The sequence below is a fragment of the Streptomyces sp. NPDC002669 genome, assembly GCF_042889165.1.
Classification (GTDB): Bacteria; Actinomycetota; Actinomycetes; order Streptomycetales; family Streptomycetaceae; genus Streptomyces.
Genome location: NZ_JBIAQQ010000057.1, coordinates 1 through 16123, shown reverse-complemented (window position 1 = coordinate 16123; position 16123 = coordinate 1). Strand labels below are relative to the sequence as shown.

The 16123-nt window shown below is 68.2% G+C and carries 14 protein-coding genes and 4 pseudogenes; 7 read left to right on the top strand and 11 right to left on the bottom strand.

Features of this window, described 5'->3' with window-relative positions; all coding sequences use genetic code 11:
* Window positions 1–141, bottom strand: a 141-nt coding sequence (locus tag ACFYW1_RS38580; protein WP_389004436.1) for a YciI family protein, incomplete at its 3' end; no start/stop codon positions are given.
* 167 nt (window positions 142–308) lie between these two features.
* Entirely contained in the window at window positions 309–506 is a 198-nt protein-coding gene (locus ACFYW1_RS38575; RefSeq protein WP_389004434.1) for a group II intron maturase-specific domain-containing protein, read from the bottom strand.
* Window positions 507–595: 89 nt separating this feature from the next.
* Here ACFYW1_RS38575 and ACFYW1_RS38570 point away from each other — a divergent pair, with 89 nt between their 5' ends.
* Both ACFYW1_RS38570 and ACFYW1_RS38565 read left to right on the top strand, forming a co-directional pair.
* Window positions 596–883 (top strand): transposase, encoded by a 288-nt coding sequence (locus tag ACFYW1_RS38570; protein WP_269246258.1) that lies wholly within the window; start codon window positions 596–598, stop codon window positions 881–883.
* 79 nt (window positions 884–962) lie between these two features.
* Window positions 963–1796: an IS3 family transposase gene (locus ACFYW1_RS38565; RefSeq protein WP_389004431.1), complete on the top strand. Its 834-nt coding sequence runs from the start codon at window positions 963–965 to the stop codon at window positions 1794–1796.
* A gap of 90 nt (window positions 1797–1886) precedes the next feature.
* On the opposite strand, the gene ACFYW1_RS38560 is transcribed toward ACFYW1_RS38565, so the two are convergent.
* Entirely contained in the window at window positions 1887–3104 is a 1218-nt protein-coding gene (locus tag ACFYW1_RS38560) for an IS110 family transposase (RefSeq protein ID WP_389004429.1), read from the bottom strand.
* A 133-nt stretch (window positions 3105–3237) separates the two neighbouring features.
* Entirely contained in the window at window positions 3238–4434 is a 1197-nt protein-coding gene (ltrA, locus tag ACFYW1_RS38555) for a group II intron reverse transcriptase/maturase (protein WP_389004427.1), read from the bottom strand.
* Window positions 4435–5288: 854 nt separating this feature from the next.
* Here ltrA and ACFYW1_RS38550 point away from each other — a divergent pair.
* Window positions 5289–7070 (top strand): hypothetical protein, encoded by a 1782-nt coding sequence (locus ACFYW1_RS38550; protein ID WP_389004425.1) that lies wholly within the window; start codon window positions 5289–5291, stop codon window positions 7068–7070.
* Window positions 7071–7077: 7 nt separating this feature from the next.
* Here the strand turns inward: ACFYW1_RS38550 and ACFYW1_RS38545 are convergent, their stop codons facing one another.
* The gene (locus tag ACFYW1_RS38545; protein ID WP_389004423.1) at window positions 7078–7440 is read right to left on the bottom strand and encodes a hypothetical protein; all 363 of its coding nucleotides are present in this window, start codon (window positions 7438–7440) and stop codon (window positions 7078–7080) included.
* A 433-nt stretch (window positions 7441–7873) separates the two neighbouring features.
* Window positions 7874–8002 (bottom strand): annotated as a pseudogene (locus ACFYW1_RS38540) (IS110 family transposase); the annotation flags it as partial.
* A gap of 101 nt (window positions 8003–8103) precedes the next feature.
* On the opposite strand from ACFYW1_RS38540, the pseudogene ACFYW1_RS38535 reads away from it, so the two are divergent.
* The 4 genes and pseudogenes from ACFYW1_RS38535 (at window position 8104) to ACFYW1_RS38520 (ending at window position 11481) form a co-directional block, all read left to right on the top strand.
* Window positions 8104–9014, top strand: a pseudogene (locus ACFYW1_RS38535) (IS5 family transposase).
* A pseudogene (locus tag ACFYW1_RS38530) lies at window positions 8969–9091 on the top strand (IS5/IS1182 family transposase); the annotation flags it as partial. The pseudogenes ACFYW1_RS38535 and ACFYW1_RS38530, both read left to right, overlap by 46 nt.
* Window positions 9092–10230: 1139 nt before the next feature.
* Window positions 10231–10938 (top strand): hypothetical protein, encoded by a 708-nt coding sequence (locus ACFYW1_RS38525; protein WP_389004421.1) that lies wholly within the window; start codon window positions 10231–10233, stop codon window positions 10936–10938.
* A 306-nt stretch (window positions 10939–11244) separates the two neighbouring features.
* The gene (locus ACFYW1_RS38520) at window positions 11245–11481 is read left to right on the top strand and encodes a hypothetical protein (protein ID WP_389004419.1); all 237 of its coding nucleotides are present in this window, start codon (window positions 11245–11247) and stop codon (window positions 11479–11481) included.
* A gap of 20 nt (window positions 11482–11501) precedes the next feature.
* On the opposite strand, the pseudogene ACFYW1_RS38515 reads toward ACFYW1_RS38520, so the two are convergent.
* The 5 genes and pseudogenes from ACFYW1_RS38515 to ACFYW1_RS38495 all read right to left on the bottom strand — a co-directional run bounded on the left by ACFYW1_RS38515 (window position 11502) and on the right by ACFYW1_RS38495 (window position 16033).
* Window positions 11502–12623 (bottom strand): annotated as a pseudogene (locus ACFYW1_RS38515) (IS630 family transposase).
* Between the two features lie 182 nt (window positions 12624–12805).
* The gene (locus ACFYW1_RS38510; RefSeq protein WP_389004417.1) at window positions 12806–13642 is read right to left on the bottom strand and encodes an IS630 family transposase; all 837 of its coding nucleotides are present in this window, start codon (window positions 13640–13642) and stop codon (window positions 12806–12808) included.
* 9 nt (window positions 13643–13651) lie between these two features.
* Window positions 13652–13852 (bottom strand): helix-turn-helix domain-containing protein, encoded by a 201-nt coding sequence (locus ACFYW1_RS38505; RefSeq protein ID WP_389004415.1) that lies wholly within the window; start codon window positions 13850–13852, stop codon window positions 13652–13654.
* Window positions 13853–13998: 146 nt separating this feature from the next.
* Window positions 13999–15027 carry a hydroxyacid dehydrogenase gene (locus ACFYW1_RS38500; protein WP_389004413.1) on the bottom strand — a complete coding sequence of 343 codons (1029 nt, stop codon included), beginning with the start codon at window positions 15025–15027 and terminating at the stop codon, window positions 13999–14001.
* A complete protein-coding gene (locus ACFYW1_RS38495; protein WP_389004411.1) occupies window positions 15011–16033 on the bottom strand; it encodes a dihydrodipicolinate synthase family protein in 1023 nt (340 codons plus the stop codon). Before ACFYW1_RS38495 ends, ACFYW1_RS38500 begins: the two co-directional genes overlap by 17 nt.
* Window positions 16034–16123: the final 90 nt, after the last annotated feature.

Sequence of the window (16123 nt, the reverse complement as noted above, 5' to 3'; positions counted from 1 at the left end):
CTCACCGTCGTCGGCGAAGGTCGGGCCCCGGGCGATCAGTTCCTTGGCGTACCGGTCCATGTAGGACCAGTGCCTCTCCAGCAGTTCCTCGCGCAACGCGAGGGAGCCCGGCCGGTCTCGGTGGTAGCAGAAGTACTCCATGGCCACAGACCCTTCCCCATCGGGGACGCCGTCTCAACCGGCTTTGCCGCCAAAGGCTCCCGTGTTCCGAGCGGAACAGTGGTCGGGTGGCCCGAGGGAGTCTCACCCCCGGGCTCCCACAGAACGGAGCGTGACAGTCTCCCGTCACTCCGCTCTTGCCACTCTGATCACCAGAAACACGGTGTCCATGCCCAGTGGACGAAGAGCCTGGGATGCCGGCTGGTGATGCGCTGCCAGCACCTGTGGGCTGCCTTGAACGACCGAAATCGCTTGTACTTCTTGCGGATCCAGCGCATCAGGTAGGCGCTGATACGCCGCAGGAGGGGCAGCAGTTCGGAGCGGTAGAAAGCTCCGTAGTACTGCATCCTGAGGTTCCCCTGCTGGTTGGACAGCTTGATACTGGGACGGATGGTCCCGGAGGAAGCAGTCACAGATAGTGAGCACGAAGAGCAACATGAGTAAGCGGTACACGGCCGAGTTCAAGCGGGACGCGGTCGCCTTGGCGTTGTCCTCGGAGAAGACGGTCACCGAGGTCGCGAGGGATCTGGGCGTGAGCCCGGAAGGGCTGCGCGGGTGGGTGAAGCAGGCGAAGGCCGACCGCGGTGAGGGGCCCGCCGGGGCTTTGACCACTGCGGAACGTGAGGAGCTGGTCCGGCTGCGGCGGAAGGTCCGCGAACAGGAGGCCACGATCGAGGTGCTGGGAAAAGCGACCGCCTTCTTCGCTCAGGACAAGATGAGGTAGACACCGCGGCACGGTGTCGTTTCATCGATGCGGAGAAGGCATCGGAGGGTAATCTCGCAGGTCACAGCGTTGCATTTCTGTGCCGTGTGCTGGGAGTGCCCCGTTCCACCTACTACGCGCACCGGGCGTCACGGCCGGCCCGGACGGTGCGGGAGCGAGCCGAGAAGGTGCTGGTGGGCGAGATCCGGGTGCTTCACGCCGGATCTCGTGGTGCCTACGAGCCCCGCGGATCCACGCTGCCCTGCGGCGGGCCGGGCGGGCGGTGAACTTCAAGAAGGTCGGGCGGCTGATGCGCAAGCACCGGATCGCCGGGATCACCCGCCGCCGGCGTCGGGGCCTGACCCGGCAGGCGAAGCGGGCAGTGTTCGCGCTCGACCTGATCGGCAGGGATTTCACCGCTCCCCGGCCCGGAATGCGGCTCGTCGGCGACATGACCGAACTCAGTACGCTGGAAGGGAAGTTGTATCTGGCGACCTGTATCGATCTCGCGACGCGGGAGGTGGTCGGCTGGGCGATGGCCGACCACCATCGCGCCGAGCTGTCGGTCGCCGCCCTGCGGATGGCGGCCGGGCGTGGCGGCTTGGAGCACGGTTGCATCATGCATACGGATCGCGGCAGCGAGTACACAAGTGACGAATTCCGCGCCGAAATACTCAAGTTGCGCATGAGGCAGTCGATGGGATGTGTCGGCTCTTGTTACGATAATGCCGCTGCGGAAAGCTGGTTCGCCATCCTGAAAGCGGAGATCGGGACGAGCATGTGGGAGACCCGAGAGGCTGCCCGGGCCGACGTTTTCCGCTACGTCGAGGTCGAGTACAACCGCAGTCGGCTCCGTCGACACCCTGACTACGGGTATGTCACCCCGCTCGAAACGAGATCCTTGCTCAGGCAGAACCTCACCCCGGCAGCGTAAACACCCGCTGTCCAGCTCGCGGGGGGGGTGCCTCTATGTCCTTCGTCAAGGCATCCCTGTCTGGTTTGGGGTGGTTCAGGGGTGCTGGGGTTATGCGGCGAGTTCGACGTTCTTCGGCGTGGGGGATTCGTAGAAGGTGCCGTCGCGGAGCATGGCGAACAGGACGTTGATGCGTTGGCGAGCAAGGCGGAGGAGGGCCTGGGTGTGGGTTTTGCCTCGGGCTCGCTGGCGGTCGTAGTAGGTGCGGGAGGCGGGGTCTGCGTTCATGCAGGCGAAGGCGGACAGGAACATTGCGCGTTTGAGCTGTCGGTTTCCGCCTCGGGGCGCGTGTTCGCCGTGGATCGAGGTGCCGGACTGCTTCGTGGTGGGGGCGAGTCCGGCGTAGGAGGCGAGGTGGGCGGCGGTGGGGAAGCTGGTGCCGTCGCCGACGGTGACCAGCAGGACTGCGGCGGTCCTGACGCCGACGCCGGGCATCGAGGTCAGGACCGGGGAAAGAGGGTGGGCCTCCAGCAGGCTGTTGATCTGGGTTTCCATCGCCCGGCGCTGGGTGTGGACGGCGGCGAGCGAGGCGGCCAGGGAAGGGATCACGATGTCGAGGGTTCCGGTCCCGGGGACGACGACGGTCTGTTCGTCGAGGGCGTCGAAGACGTCATCGATCAGCCGGGTGGCCATGCGTGGGGCCTTCGGGCGGATCAGCGCCACGAGTCTGCGGCGGCCGGCCTTGCGCAGGGCGGCCGGGGAGCCGTAGCGCTCCAGGAGCCAGGTGACGGCCTGATGGTCCAGGCGCGGGCCCAGAACACGCTCCAGCGACGGGTGGAACTGGGTGAGCAGGCCGCGTATCCGGTTGGAGGTGCGGGTGGCCTCGGCAGCGAGGTATTGGTCGAAACCGACCAGAACGGTGAGCTCGGCGGTGATCTCGTCGGTCAGTTCCAGCGAGCGCAGGGCGCGCGGCATCGTGCGGGCCGCGTCCGCGATCACCGCGGCATCCTTCGCGTCGGTCTTCGCCTCGCCCGGATAGAGGTCGGCGATCCGGCGCATCGCGAGTCCGGGCAGGTAGGCAACCTTGCATCCGGCGTCCCTCGCGACGGTCAGCGGGAGAGCGCCGATCGAGGCGGGCTGGTCCACGATCACCAGGACGGTGCCGAACTTCTCGGCCAGCTTGTCGAACACGGCCCGCAGCTTCGGCTCACTGTTGGGCAGTTGCTTGTCGAAGACCTTCTTCCCGGCCGGGGTGAGCCCGTGACTGTGGTGGGCGCTCTTGCCCACGTCTAGGCCCAGGAACACGCCCACGTCATCGGTATCGATCATCGTGCCCCTCCCCAGGGGTGTTGACGGTGCCGGCCTCGGCTCGGGTGTCGTGCTCGCGCATCCACGTTATGCAGACCTGCCGCCCGCTAACTGCCCGGCATTGCGCCGGACCAGGCGGTGGCCGGACCTCTGATCAGCGTCTCTGACGAACACCCCCGGGCCCGGTGACACCACCCCCCAGGTCATGCCATCGACAGGGGGACACAGTCATGCCGGGCCCGGAGGCCAGCGACCCCATTGCGGAGCCGCGAAGAACATAACGGGGGAACTTCATCCAGCCGCGCACGATCGGGTTGATCCTGCGTGCCAGTTCGGCGAAGGTGAGGCCGATCCGCAGGTGAAGCCGCCAGGAGCGGACCTCCCCGCTGATCTTCTTCAGGGCCTCCTTGCTGATCGCGGGAAGGAAGTTGGTGAAGTTCTTCCCCTTCCTGTTCCGCGCTCTGCGGGCTTGGAACGTGAACCCGAGGAACGTGAACGACGTGTGCTCGTAAGCACCGCGCCGGTTCCCGTCCTTGCAGTGCACGATCTTGGTCTTGTCGGGGTGCAACCGCAGCCCGACCTCTTCCATCCTGTTCCCGAGCGCTGTCAAGACCTGTCGAGCCCGGCGCTCGCTGACGCAGTGCACGAGCGCATCATCGGCATACCGTTCGAACTGGGCATCCCGGAAGTTGCGGGCCAGCCACAGGTCGAACGCGTAGTGCATGAACAGGTTCGCCAGCACGGGCGAGACCGCGGAGCCCTGCGGGGTCCCCCGGTCCCGCTGCCGCAAGGAGCCGTCGGGCAGTTGAAGCGGCGCTTGAAGCCACCGCTTGACATACAAAATCACCCAGACGGCATCGGTGTGAGCCTCCACGGCCTTGACGATGAGGTCCCACCGGACGCTGTCGAAGAACTTCTGAACGTCGAGATCGATCACCCAGTCCTTCCTCCAACACCGTGTCCGGCAGCGCTCCACCGCATCCAGAGCCGACCGTCTTGGCCGGTAGCCATAAGAATCCTCGTGAAACGCAGGCTCCACCCGAACTCCGAGATGCCTGGCCACCACCGTTTGCGCAACACGGTCGGCGACCGTGGGAATGCCGAGCATTCTTGTGCCGCCACCATGCTGCTTCGGGATCTCCACCGCGCGCACCGGAGGGGGAAAGTACGTCCCCGATGACATCCGATTCCAGATCTTGTAGAGGTTGCCCCGCAGATCTGATTCGAAGTCAGCGATGGGCTTCCCGTCCACCCCTGGCGCTCCCTGATTCCTCTTTACCTCCTGGAACGCCTCAAAGACTTCCCACTTCGAGATCTCAAACGACTTATCCGGTGACTTCAACTGGTTCATCGACTCCTCCCGGAGAGCGTCCGGTTGGTCAAACTCCAACAGTCACGAGTGACCCGGCTCCTTCGCTCCACCCCCATTACAGGGGCTTCAGCACTACTACGGGCCGGTCCGCCGACATGCCCCGCGACGGTACTCAGCTCCTCACGGTGTTCGCCGCTTGGAGTACTCCCTCTCGCACCCGCACCGGGATGCAGTGTCGGGGCATGACTTCCCACGTTCCGTACAAGAGCAGCAGATCAGGCTCACGTCACCTCCATGCCGGACACCGCCTGGCCAGTAAACGGGAACCCGCCAGACTCATCCCGAAGCAAAAGCCATCGCCCCGGTTTTGATGCCACTTGAGTTGGATAACGACACGTCGTCAGTGATTCGCTCGCGCTCGTCTCCCTGATCCCTACCTGACACTTCAAAGAGCGCCTTTTCCACATCGCTCACCACGGTCGCGTCGCCACTCCCGCAGCATGTGGCGGTTTGGAGCCTCCCCCCGCAGGGCGGCTCCGAAGGGCCAAATCCTTCATCTCTTGCACAGCATCAATCGCAGCGGCTCTCCTACATTGAGCCCCTCCTCTTGTTCGTGGCACACCGCGTTTTCCAACCTCACGCTGATACGTGGTGAGGGACGGGGACAGCCTTGACGACGTCGGTGATGCGGTTGGTGCTGCGGCGGAGCTTCGCAGGAGGCGCCACCCCCTGAGGGTGGCCATGACCTGCTCGCCGAGGCAGCGGATCTTGGCGTGAGCGGTGTCGTGGCGGCGCTTCCGCTTGAGGCGGCGGCCCCGAAACGGGCCCCTTCTTCACCATGATGGTCGCCTTGGGCTACGGTCGTGCCCCGTGTCTGCAAGGGAGTGGTGCTGATGCCCCGCCATGTACTGGCCGCGACGCGCATGGACGGCAGGGAGATCGCCCGCGAGGAGCGCCCCGCCGCGCCATCGCTCACCGTGGTCGCCGCGTACGGAGATCTCCATGCCTGCGACTACGTGACCGTCTCCCAGGGGGAGTCCGTCGGGCTCTACGCCCGCGACCCCGGAGGCACGTGGGACGCTGTGAGCCCCGGAACCGACGCGGTGACCACCGACGAGATGCGCCTGTGGTTCGAGCTCACCCACCACTACCCGGGCCCGGACGGGGCGGACCCGAACCATCCGCTGGGCAGGGCCCCGCAGCCGGGTGCCGTCGGACGCATCGACGAACGGCGCGCCATCGCCCTGGTCCAGGAGCACATCGCCACCGGAGGCCTGGACTATCCGCCCCAGGGCCTGGTCGCGGATCGGTTCGCCGCGGGCTGGAGCGTTTACGCGCCCGTCGACGTCGACGACAGCGATCCCATGGCCTTCCTCGACATGCCCGTCGGCCGTTCGGTGTTCATGGTCGGCGACACGGGGCGCATCAAGGAGGTCACCTCCGCGATCCCGCCCGGACAGGCCGACGCCCTGTTCACCGCGGAGGAGGCCTTCGTACGGCGTACGCCCGCCGAGGAGGCGTTCATGAACGACCTCAAGGCGGAGTTCGAGCGCCTCGATGCCCGGTCCGGGCAGCCGGGCGCGATCACCGACTTCACCGTCGTCGGCACCCCGGCCGAGGACATGACGGCGGCCCGCGTGACCGCGCTGACCGACGAGATCGCCCGCCAGCTGGTGCTGTGCGGACCACAGCGGTGGGAACGCATGGTGGCGGCATTCTCCTGCGCCGTCTCCGCCGAGACGGCCGATCTGTGCTTCTGGCAGCACGAACGGCCCATAGAGGCACGGGTGCCGGAGCAAATAGCCCTCCTCGTACGCCGCCAGCGCCACCTCGCGGCCGCCATGCCGGCCGGACCGTGGCTGCGTCTGATGGTCGCCGTCACCAAGGGGCCCGGCGGCCAGGCCCAGGTCTCCACCCAGTACGACTACGGTGACGAGCGGCTCCCCGACGGGCAGTTGCTCGCCCCCAGGCACTACCGCAACGACCTCGCCGCCTACCCGCGGGCCGGGGTACCGGCGTGGCTGCGGGCCTATGCCGGGGCGAACGACCGTCGCACGGCATCCCCGCACATGGCGCCTCCGCGATCCGCACTTCCGCGCCAGGAGGCCCCCGAGCGCCCCTTCGTGGACAGTCTGGTCGGCTGGACGACACACGTGGTCGCCGACCAGCAGCGGATCACGTACGGCGGTGACTCGCTGACCTGGGAGGAGATCGAGTGGGTCCGGTATCCCGTCTCGCGGACCAAACACCAGGGCTTCCTGTTCCCATCCATGTACACCAATACGTACACGTTCGGCGTGGGCAGATACGGGAACTCACCGAAGAGCCTGGAGAATCTGACCTGGAGCAAGGGCGGAAAGCGGGCCGAGGCCCCCGAAGCGTGGCTGGCCCTGGTCGAGTTCGCACAGCGCGTCCTCGAGCCCCGGCTGCTCGCGCAGCGTCTCGACCTGATCCGGCGCGGCGGGTCGTTCACCATCGGCGAGATGCGCGTGCACCGCGGCGGGCTCACGCTGCGCGGGGTCATGGAGGCCGATTGGGGTTCGCTCACGGACGTCAAGGTCGCGGACGGCCTGGTGTGGATCCATGAGCGGGGCAGGCAGCAGGCGGTGAGGGTGTCCCTCGGCAGCGCCAACGCCGTTCTCCTGCCCCGCATCGTGGCGACCATGGCCGGCTGAGCCGCGGCTATCCGTGCAGGTGCCCCGAGACCTGCGTGATCTCCTCGGCGCCCAGCGGGTACGGGCTGCCGTACAGCAGCGGACCGGCGACGACCGCGGGACCGGTGACGGGCGCCGCGCCGTGCTCGGCCGCGAGCCGGCTGGCCACGGGGTTGGGCGGGCCGGAACGCGCACGACCCGGGCCGTCCTCGGCGTACCAGAGGGTGAGCTCCTCGCCGAGCTTGGTGGAGCGTATGTGCTCCGAACCGAGAAGACGAGCGACCTCCTGCACGAGATCCATCCCGTACGACGCGGTCTTCACCTGCTGGATGCCCCTGTCGGACACGAGCAGCAGGCCGGACGTCGCCTTGTTCCGCTTGAAGAGTCCCATCCCGTCACTCCATTGACGCGGCCACATCACCTGCCACCCTCTTCCCTGACTCCGTCACGCTTCTCGGGCCCCGTCACACGCCGGCGCTTCCCCGCGCGCGGTGCTCCTGGCAATCCGCACATGCGGAGCCATGGATTTCGCTCGGCGGGAGTGAGTCTTCTCGAAGCTGGCCACTGGACGAAGACCCGGGCGGTGAGGTGACCAGCGAGCCCGTCACGGCTGCTTCCATCGCGGGTGCCGGCGTGAAGCCTGAGTGCGGCAAAGGCGGTCGCCCCCGTGCAGGAGGTGACCGCCGGAAGTCTGCGTAGGGTCAGTCGTTTCCAACCTGACGGGTGGTCGAATCGGCAGCCCCGGCGGTGGGTATGAAGAAAGCTCCTGGTAGACGGGTTTCACGACCAAGATCATCAGTCCGCCAGGAGTCTCAATGACGAAGTCAAGACTCCTGCGCGACGGGGGTGAACAGCCTGTCGTCGAGCAGGAGAGCCCACAGCACGCCGACCCGGCGCCGAGCCAAGGCGATGACGGCCTGGACATGCTTGCAACCCTCGCTGCGCTTCTTGAGTGGGCGTTAAGTCCGACCTTCCTCGGTTCGTGATCGCTCGGTCGTGGTACTTATCGCGGTCCGGACCGCCTCATGGTCATGTCCATGTTGAGATGTGGGGCGTGAAGAGAGAGCCGTACCTCAGCGACTTGTCGGACGAGCAGTGGGCGTTGATCGAGCCGATGATCACGACCTGGAAGCAGGACCGGGTGGCGGGGTCGGCGACCGGAGATCCCGGGTCCTGCGACCTGCGGGAAGTCGTGAACGCGATCTTCTGTCGGAACCGGACGGGCTGCCAGTGGCGCCTGCTGCCGCACGATCTACCGGCCTGGTCGGCGGTGTTCTACTACTTCGGCCCGTGGCGCGAGGACGGGCTGGACCAGCGGATCCAGGAACTCCTGCGCTGCCAGGTCGGGAGAAGGCCCGCCGGTTAGAGGACCCGTCCCTGGTGATCATCGACACCCAGTCCGTCCGCGCGGCCGCCGGTGTCCCCAAGACCACGACGGGGCTGGACGCGAACAAGAAGGTGTCGGGGCGCAAGCGGGGACTGGCCGTGGACGTTCTGGGGCTGATCATCGGTGTTGTCGTGCCGGCCGCCTCCGCCCACGACAACGCCGCCGGCACCGCCCTGCTCGACCAGGCCGCCGAGCGGTGCGGGATGCGTCTGGAGAAGGCCCTGGTGGACCAGGGCTTCAAGGACGAGGTCATCCACGGCGCCCTGCCGGGCATCGACGTCGAGGTCGTCCGCCGAAACCCTGCCGACCAGGGCAAAGGGTTCGTCCCGCAGCCCAAGCGGTGGGTGGTCGAGCAGACGCACGGCACGCTGATGCTGCACCGTCGTCTGGCACGTGAGTACGACCACCGGCCCGACACCTCCGCCTCACGCGTCCACTGGGCCTCCACCGCGAACATGACCCGCCGCCTCACCACACCGAGTCCCGCCTGGCGCGACACCCTCGGACCGGCCGCGCGAACGTCGCCGAACTCCTCGCCCGCGACTACGAGACCCTCACCACCAGCTCCGAAGCCATGATCCACGTTGCGTCGATCGACAACCTCGCCAAGCGCATAACAGACGAGACCACACTAACCTGGCGAGGAACCTACTAGGGCATAAGCGGCAATCCACTCACGCTAAACGCCCTCTCAGATCCGCCGCGCCTATGCACCCCGGGGCCGGACCCCGCTCCTGCGGCACCGGCTGAACTGGAAACGGGCGTCGATGGCCGCGGCCCTCGGCTATCACGCCACCGACCCCGATCGCGGTCCGCGCCTGTGTTTTCACCTCAAGCCCGGCAGCTACGACACAGCCCGGCGCGGTGAGGCGGCGGCGCCGGGACCGGGGCCGCGGGGCGGGGCCGCGGAGTAGGTGGTCGACAGCGCGAAGCGGTGAAGCGGCGGCCCGTAGGGCCGCGGCGGCGCGGCCGTGGCCGGGCCGTCGACGCGGCAGGAACCCGGGGCGCGGGGCCGGGCCCAACCGGCCACCGACCGCGGTACAGCACGGAACGCGGGGCGCGGCGCCCCGGCAGCCCGGCACAGCAGCGGGACGGCGGCGCGAGGGGAACCCGGGGCGCGAGGTCGTCGACCACAGCACAACTACGAGATATAGGACCGCGCGAGACGGAAACACCACACGACCGCGGCACGGTACGAGACGAGACCGCGGCGTGGCAGAGCACGGCGGGGTGGCCGCGGCCGGGGCGCGAGGTCGTCGACCACGGTACGGCGGCGGCCGGGCTATCGGCACGAGGGGAACCCGGGGCGCGGGCTCCCCTCGCGTCAGCGGCCCGGCGGCCCGGCACGGCGCAGCGGGGCGGGGCCGCGGGCGCACCGTCAGGTCGACGACCATCGCGCGAACGGCCCGGCAGCGGGACGGGTACGCCGGCGGGTTGGGGGCGCCGGCGGCCGTCGCGCGGCGGGACGTCCGGAATCCCGGGGTGGGCCGCGGAGTAGGTGGTCGACGACGCGGAGCGGTGAGGCACCGGCCCGGAGGGGCGGGCGGTCGACGGACGGGCCCCGGCCCCGTCTGCGACTGGCACCGTGGCACAGCAGACCGAGCGGCGGCACGGTCCGGGGCCGGGCCGTCGACAAACGGGCGGGCGGTCGACGATCCTGTGCAGAACCCCGGCCCCGGACCCGCCACAGGGCCACGGCGGCGACTCTTTCATTTTGCGTCAATGTCCTGCAAGGCACGCTAAGTTGATGACCTTGATCTGCGTCATGCCGTCAGGGCCAGAAGGAGTCGTTACGTGAGCACGGAGCCAAGCCCGCCTAGTACCCCGCCGGAGCCGACGCCGAGACCGGCTCCCGACCCGTCGCCGGTACCAGCGGTGCCGCTGGTGCCGCCGGAGCCGGGACGAGGTCGGCGCCTGGCCGAGGTCGCCACCCTGGTCTCTGCCCTCACCGGCGTTGTGGGCCTCCTCCTCGGCTTCTTCGGGCTTCCCGCAGTGGTGAACTCGCCGACCGCCAGGGTGAATGCCCCGGTCGCCCAACCGGCGGTGACTGTCACCGTCACCGCGCCGCCCCCGGCGGGAGGTACACCGGCCGAATCCGGGGGACAGGGATCGACACCGCCGTCGGCGGATGCGAAGCCGATCTCCAAGGTGGGCATCCGGATGCCCACCGGCTACCACGTTGTCCTCTCCGACGACCCGATCGAGCTCCGTGAGGGCTACGGGGGCGACCTGGGTTACGACAGCGGCATGAACCTCGGCTTCGAATCCTCGGGTGGCAAGTTCGTGGCGCTCGACCGCAGTCAGCAGGGTTCGCTGGAGACGTGCAAGGCGGATACGCGGTTCGCGGACTCGATCAACAAGTCGCGGCTCATCAAGGGGGCGCAGGTGTGCGTCTACACCGACTCCTTCATAGGGCTCGCGATCATCCGTGAGGCCCCACAGGAACGCGATGGCAAGGAATTCGTCACCTTCGACCTGACCGTCTGGCCGACGGGGCCGTAGTGCGTCGGACCGGCCGAGCTAGTGCTGTGACCTCATAGGTTCGCCGGGTTGGCCTGCGAGGCGGCTGGAGTGTGAGACCTCCCGCGACGAGGGGAGGCGCCTATAAGATCATGGTCGGGGACTTGGGTGTCGGAGGGCGTGATGATGGAGAGACCACAGATACGCCTCGGCAGTGATGATGCGTGGCTGGAGCTGGTGCATACCGGTGGGGACAACTGGCGGGTGACCGCCGATTGAGGCTCGTGGCTGAAGGCCGACTTCACCGCCTACCTCACCGCCGAGGAAACAGCGGACTTCGCCGCGCGGATGCTCTCTCAGCTTTGTGCCCCGTCGGGACGCCGTTTCTCAGCGGCGGTGACTCCCGGCCGCAACAACCCACTGACGTTGACTGCCGAACTTGTCGGGGACGGTTTCGCCTTCTTCGTGCGCCTGACACCCAACGGCGACGACGATGTGTGTCACCTGCAGATGGAAATCGATCCGATCGACACCACCGAACTTCGCGGCATGTTTGATGCGTTGCACGCGTCCTTGACGCTCTGACCAGAGAATCACTGGTTTGGTCAGGCTGCAGCTTCGAGAGGGCGTCCGCCCCAACGGATGCCTTTCTCGCTGCGGATGCGGGCGCGTTCCTTGCGTTCGGCGGCCAAAACATCGCGGTGGCGGGCGTTGGTGTTGCGCCACCGGAGGTAGACGTGCAGGGTCCGGGTCTGCACTGTGTGGTTGGGGTGGTGGGAGTTGGCGATGGTGAACTGCCGCAGCGGTCCAAAGTGGGCTTCTATCGGGTTCGCCCAGGAAGCGTAGGTCGGGGTGAAGCACAGTTCGACCTTGTGCTTCTTCGCCCAGCGGCGGATGTCGTCACCTTTGTGGGCGGACAGATTGTCCAGGACCACGTAGATCGAGGCGCCGTCAGGCCGGGCGGCACGGATCGACTTCAGCGCGGCCAGCGTGTTGACGGCGCCCTTCTTGCGCCGGTTGATGCCCTACAAAGTGTCATCGCCGATGGAGTAGCAGCCGTGGAAGTACCGCACGCCGTGGGTTCGGTGGTAGGTCGCGGGGTGCCGCTCGGGGTGACCGGCAGGCGCCCAGGAGGAGCCGGCGGTGGGGCGGATGCCGAGCGGGCCGAACTCGTCGAACGCGAACACGCGGTCGGGGAAGCGCTCCAGGACGTGCTCGATACGGTCGAGCTTGGCGTCGCGCTCCGGGTCCGGGGACTCCTTCCACGTCTTGGTCCGCTGGAAGGTAATCCCACGTCGGACAAGAAGGCACCGTAACGCCTCGCGGCCGATTCGGATGACACGGCCGTGCACTTTCCGCAGGTAGGCGGCAAGTTTGCGGATGGACCAGCGGGTGAAGGGCTGGCCGAGCTTGGCCGGGCGGGTGGTGGCCGTCTGGACGACGAAGTTCTCGTCGTCACGACTGAGCAGGCGGGGACGGCCTCCCGCCCACTGAGGGTCCAGGCAGGCCAGGCCGACCTCGTTGAAACGGTGGATCACGTCGCGGACGGTGTCCTCGTCGGCCTGCATCAACTGGGCGATCACCGGCACACGATTCCCGCCGGCCGAGGCCAGCAGCATCATCGCGCGCCGGTAGCGAACCGAACTGGTGCTGCCGCGACGCACGATCTGCTGCAGCTTCTGCCCCTCCTGGTCGGTCAGTCTGCGCACACGGACCGGCTCGGCCACCGCGCCTCCAGCGGTCGGATCGGACGTCATCGCACATCCAACCGCCACGATCGTCAACCCGGCGAACCTATGCGGTCAGAGCACTAGAGATCCAATGCCGGATGAGCGGGAAGGGGACTGCGGTAGCCCATGGATGACCAGCCCTGGTGCCACATCGCCTATTGATCAGAAACTCATGGGGTTCACTCGTCGAGGATGTAGCGGATGTGCTGGCTGCCGAAGTATCCGCGCACGATGTGGGGCTGGCGTTGTCGGCGGTGGAAGAACCGGCGGGTTTCGGCGGCGAGTTCGGTCTGGCTCCTGGCCCGGTGGGTGTGCGGCAGGCTGCGTTTGAGGTCGGCGTTGACCAGCTCGTCGGGGTTCAGCTCGGGTGAGTACGACGGCAGGAAGTGCAGCTCGATCTCGTCCTTGTGGTCGGCGGGCCAGGCCCGGACGGCCTTCGAGCGGTGGGCCGAGTGCCGGGCGACCACCAGGTGGACCTTGCGGTCGAAATGCCCGACGAGCCGGTCCAGGAAGCGGCACATGACCTTCGCGTCGAACGACTCGGCGAAGACCATGAAATGCATCCGGCCCTTCGTGCTGATCGCGGACATCGCGTTCACGGAGAACCGGTTCCCAGTGCGGCACACGATGGGAGTGGCACCCTTGCCCCCCCAGGTGCGGCCGGTGACCTGGCCCGATAGGACCCCGGCCTGGTCGCCGAAGAGAACCTCGGCGTTCTCCGCCTTCGCCTTGGCCCGGATCGCCAGCCAGGTCTCCTCGTGCCAGACGCGGACCGCTTCCGGATCCTGCTCGACCGCCCGCTTGTCCGGACACTGGAAGGTCAGCCCCCAGCGCTTGAGGTACTTGCCCACGCCGGGCTCGGTGAACCGGACCCGGTACAGCTTGAAGATCAGCTCGCCTATCTGCCCGCGTGTCCACAGCTGACCCGAAAGCCCCAGGTCACAGGGGATGTGGTCGAGGACTGCCTGCCGGACGGCGGCCTGCTCGGCCTCGGACAGGACCTGATGTTCGCCCACGCGACGGCCTCACGGGCGCGACAGCAGTGCGTCCCGGCCGCCGGTCTGCCACTTCGCCCACCAGTTGTCCACGGCCTTGACCGACACCTTGAACAGGGCGGCGACCTCTACCCGGTCCCGGCCCTCCACCAGCGCGGACACCGCCAGCAACCGCACGGCCTCCTGCGCGTCCGGCGACCAGGCCCGCGCATCCCCCACCAGATCACTCACACACCATCAACGAGCCTGAACTCAAAGCATTTCGGATCAATACGGCCTCCAGGAATTCCTCGCCCCCCGAAGGCAACAGGGATGCCTTCGGGGGTGGGGGAACAACTGGTCGGCCTCTGGGGCCCTGTGTGGTTGCGATCGAGTGGTCAAAGGACGCGAGCCAGTGCGTCCGGCCCCACGAAGTGCAATGGTGGATCGCCGTGCAGGAACCGCAGCACCTCCTCCACGGCACTTGCGCCGAGCCGCTGCCGGCACTCGGCGGTGCCCGCCGCCTGGTGCGGGGTGAGCAGCACGTTCGACAGTTTCCGGAACGGGTGGCGGACCGGCAGTGGTTCGGTGTCGAAGACGTCGATCGCCGCATCCAGTCGGCCCGCCGACACCTGCGCCAGAAGCGCGTCCTCGTCGACGAGCCAGGAACGGGCGGTGTTGACCAGACCGGCGCCATCGGGCATCAGCGCCAGTTCCCGCGCACCCAGCATGCGCCGGGTCTCGGCGGTGGCAGGGGCGTGCACGGCGACGATCCGGCTGCGCGACAGCAGCACGTCGAGCGGTACGCGCTCCACGCCGAGTTCCCGCGCGTCCGCCTCGGAGAGGTACGGGTCGCTCACGCCCACCCGCGCCCCCATCGCCTTCGCCAGCTCGATGTACGCGCGGCCGGTGCGGGACGCTCCGATGACGCCGATCGCACAGCCCTGGATCTCGTGCCGCGGCGGGGCCTGGCCGGCCTCGCTCCAGTCGGCTCCGCCATGCAGCGCGTGGTCGAAGCGGTGGATGCGGTGCAGCAGAGTGAGAGTGAACGCCAAAGCCACCTCGGCGACCGGGCGTGCCATCGCGTCACCGGCCTGGGTGACGAGGATGCCCCGCCGGAAGACTTCCTCGGTGACATACGGGGCGACCGCCGATCCGGTGTGGGCGACGATCGCCAGTCGGTCGGCGACGTCGAGGAGTTCCTCGCTGAGGCGAGGCATTCCCCAAGCGGTGATCAGGGCACGGGCGCCGGGCAGCGCCGCACCGAGTGCGTCCCGGTCGGTGTGCTCGTCGAGGACGGTCGGCTGCCCCGCGGTGCAGAGGCTCTGCCACACCGCGGGGGTGAAGAACTGCTCACGAAGGTGCGAGGGTACGGCGACGACGACCCGCGGCAGACGGGCCGCCCCCGGGTCAGGAGAGCCAGTCATCGACGTGCTCCGCGACGAAGTCGTCGTCGGTGAGCCAGGAGTGGGCCGCGGCGACCCGGGTGATCTCCTCGGCCTGACCGGGAGACAGGGCCTCCTTCGGATCGAGACACCAGATGCCCTCCAGCAGGCCCTGGCGGCGCAGCACCTCGTGGACACCGGCGATGCAGCCGCGGAATCCGCCGCGCACGTCGAACACCGCGCTGTTGGCGTCAGTGAGCTCCGGGCGGCGGGCGAGGCAGCCGACCATGGCGTCGTGGTCACCGGCACGTGCTTGCCGGACCTGATCGAGGAGGGTGACGGCGGAGCCGGTCCACACGGCCCACTGGCCGAGCAGCCCGCCGGCGAACCAGCGCCGGGTACCGTGCGCCGTCTCGTACGGGGTGAGCAGGTCGCCGATGATGTCGTCGTCGTTGCCGGTGTACAGCGCCACCTCGTCGGCCCGGTCGGCGGCGGCCACGGCGCGGACGACGTCGGCGGTGCGGTAGCGGTCGAAGGGCGCGATCTTGATGGCCGCGGTGTTCGGCAGGTCTGCGAATGAGCTCCAGAACGACGGCGAGAGATAGCGTCCGCCGACGGCCTCCTGGGGGTAGAAGCCGATCACCGGCAGTACCTCGCCGACGGCGCGGGCCCGGTCCAGCAGGCCCTTCTCGTCGGCGCCGGGCACGGCGGGGCTCAGCAGCACGGCGTCGTAGCCGAGGGAGGCCGCGAGCTCGGCTTCGGAGACGGCCTGCGCGGTGTGGCCGCAGGCCCCGGCGACGGTGACGACGGGGCGGCCGGCCTCGTTCCGCACGGTCTCGGCGGCGAGTTCGAGGACCGGTGTCAGCAGGCCGATGCCCGGTTCGCGGATCTCGAACTGGGTGGTGTGCACGGCGACGGCGAGGCCGCCCGCGCCGGAGGCCAGGTAGTAGCGGGTCAGTGCGCGTTGCCGGCGTTCGTCGAGCTTGCGGTCGGCGCCGAGGGCGAGTGGATGAGCGGGGATGACGGCTCCCTCGGCGAGCACATCCATCGGAGTGCGCGCCGGGGCTGAGGCGGTAGCCGAGGAGGGTACGGGTTGGGGAGTGGTCGCGGCTACGGGGCCGGGTGCAGGCGCGGTCAT

Excerpts from the sequence above, each read along its gene's own strand:
- ACFYW1_RS38575 (WP_389004434.1), bottom strand. The coding sequence starts at position 506 with ATGCAGTACTACGGAGCTTTCTACCGCTCCGAACTGCTGCCCCTCCTG.
- ACFYW1_RS38570 (WP_269246258.1), top strand. The coding sequence starts at position 596 with ATGAGTAAGCGGTACACGGCCGAGTTCAAGCGGGACGCGGTCGCCTTG.
- ACFYW1_RS38560 (WP_389004429.1), bottom strand. The coding sequence starts at position 3,104 with ATGATCGATACCGATGACGTGGGCGTGTTCCTGGGCCTAGACGTGGGC.
- ltrA (WP_389004427.1), bottom strand. The coding sequence starts at position 4,434 with ATGAACCAGTTGAAGTCACCGGATAAGTCGTTTGAGATCTCGAAGTGG.
- ACFYW1_RS38550 (WP_389004425.1), top strand. The coding sequence starts at position 5,289 with ATGCCCCGCCATGTACTGGCCGCGACGCGCATGGACGGCAGGGAGATC.
- ACFYW1_RS38545 (WP_389004423.1), bottom strand. The coding sequence starts at position 7,440 with ATGGGACTCTTCAAGCGGAACAAGGCGACGTCCGGCCTGCTGCTCGTG.
- ACFYW1_RS38520 (WP_389004419.1), top strand. The coding sequence starts at position 11,245 with ATGCTCTCTCAGCTTTGTGCCCCGTCGGGACGCCGTTTCTCAGCGGCG.
- ACFYW1_RS38500 (WP_389004413.1), bottom strand. The coding sequence starts at position 15,027 with ATGACTGGCTCTCCTGACCCGGGGGCGGCCCGTCTGCCGCGGGTCGTC.
- ACFYW1_RS38495 (WP_389004411.1), bottom strand. The coding sequence starts at position 16,033 with ATGGATGTGCTCGCCGAGGGAGCCGTCATCCCCGCTCATCCACTCGCC.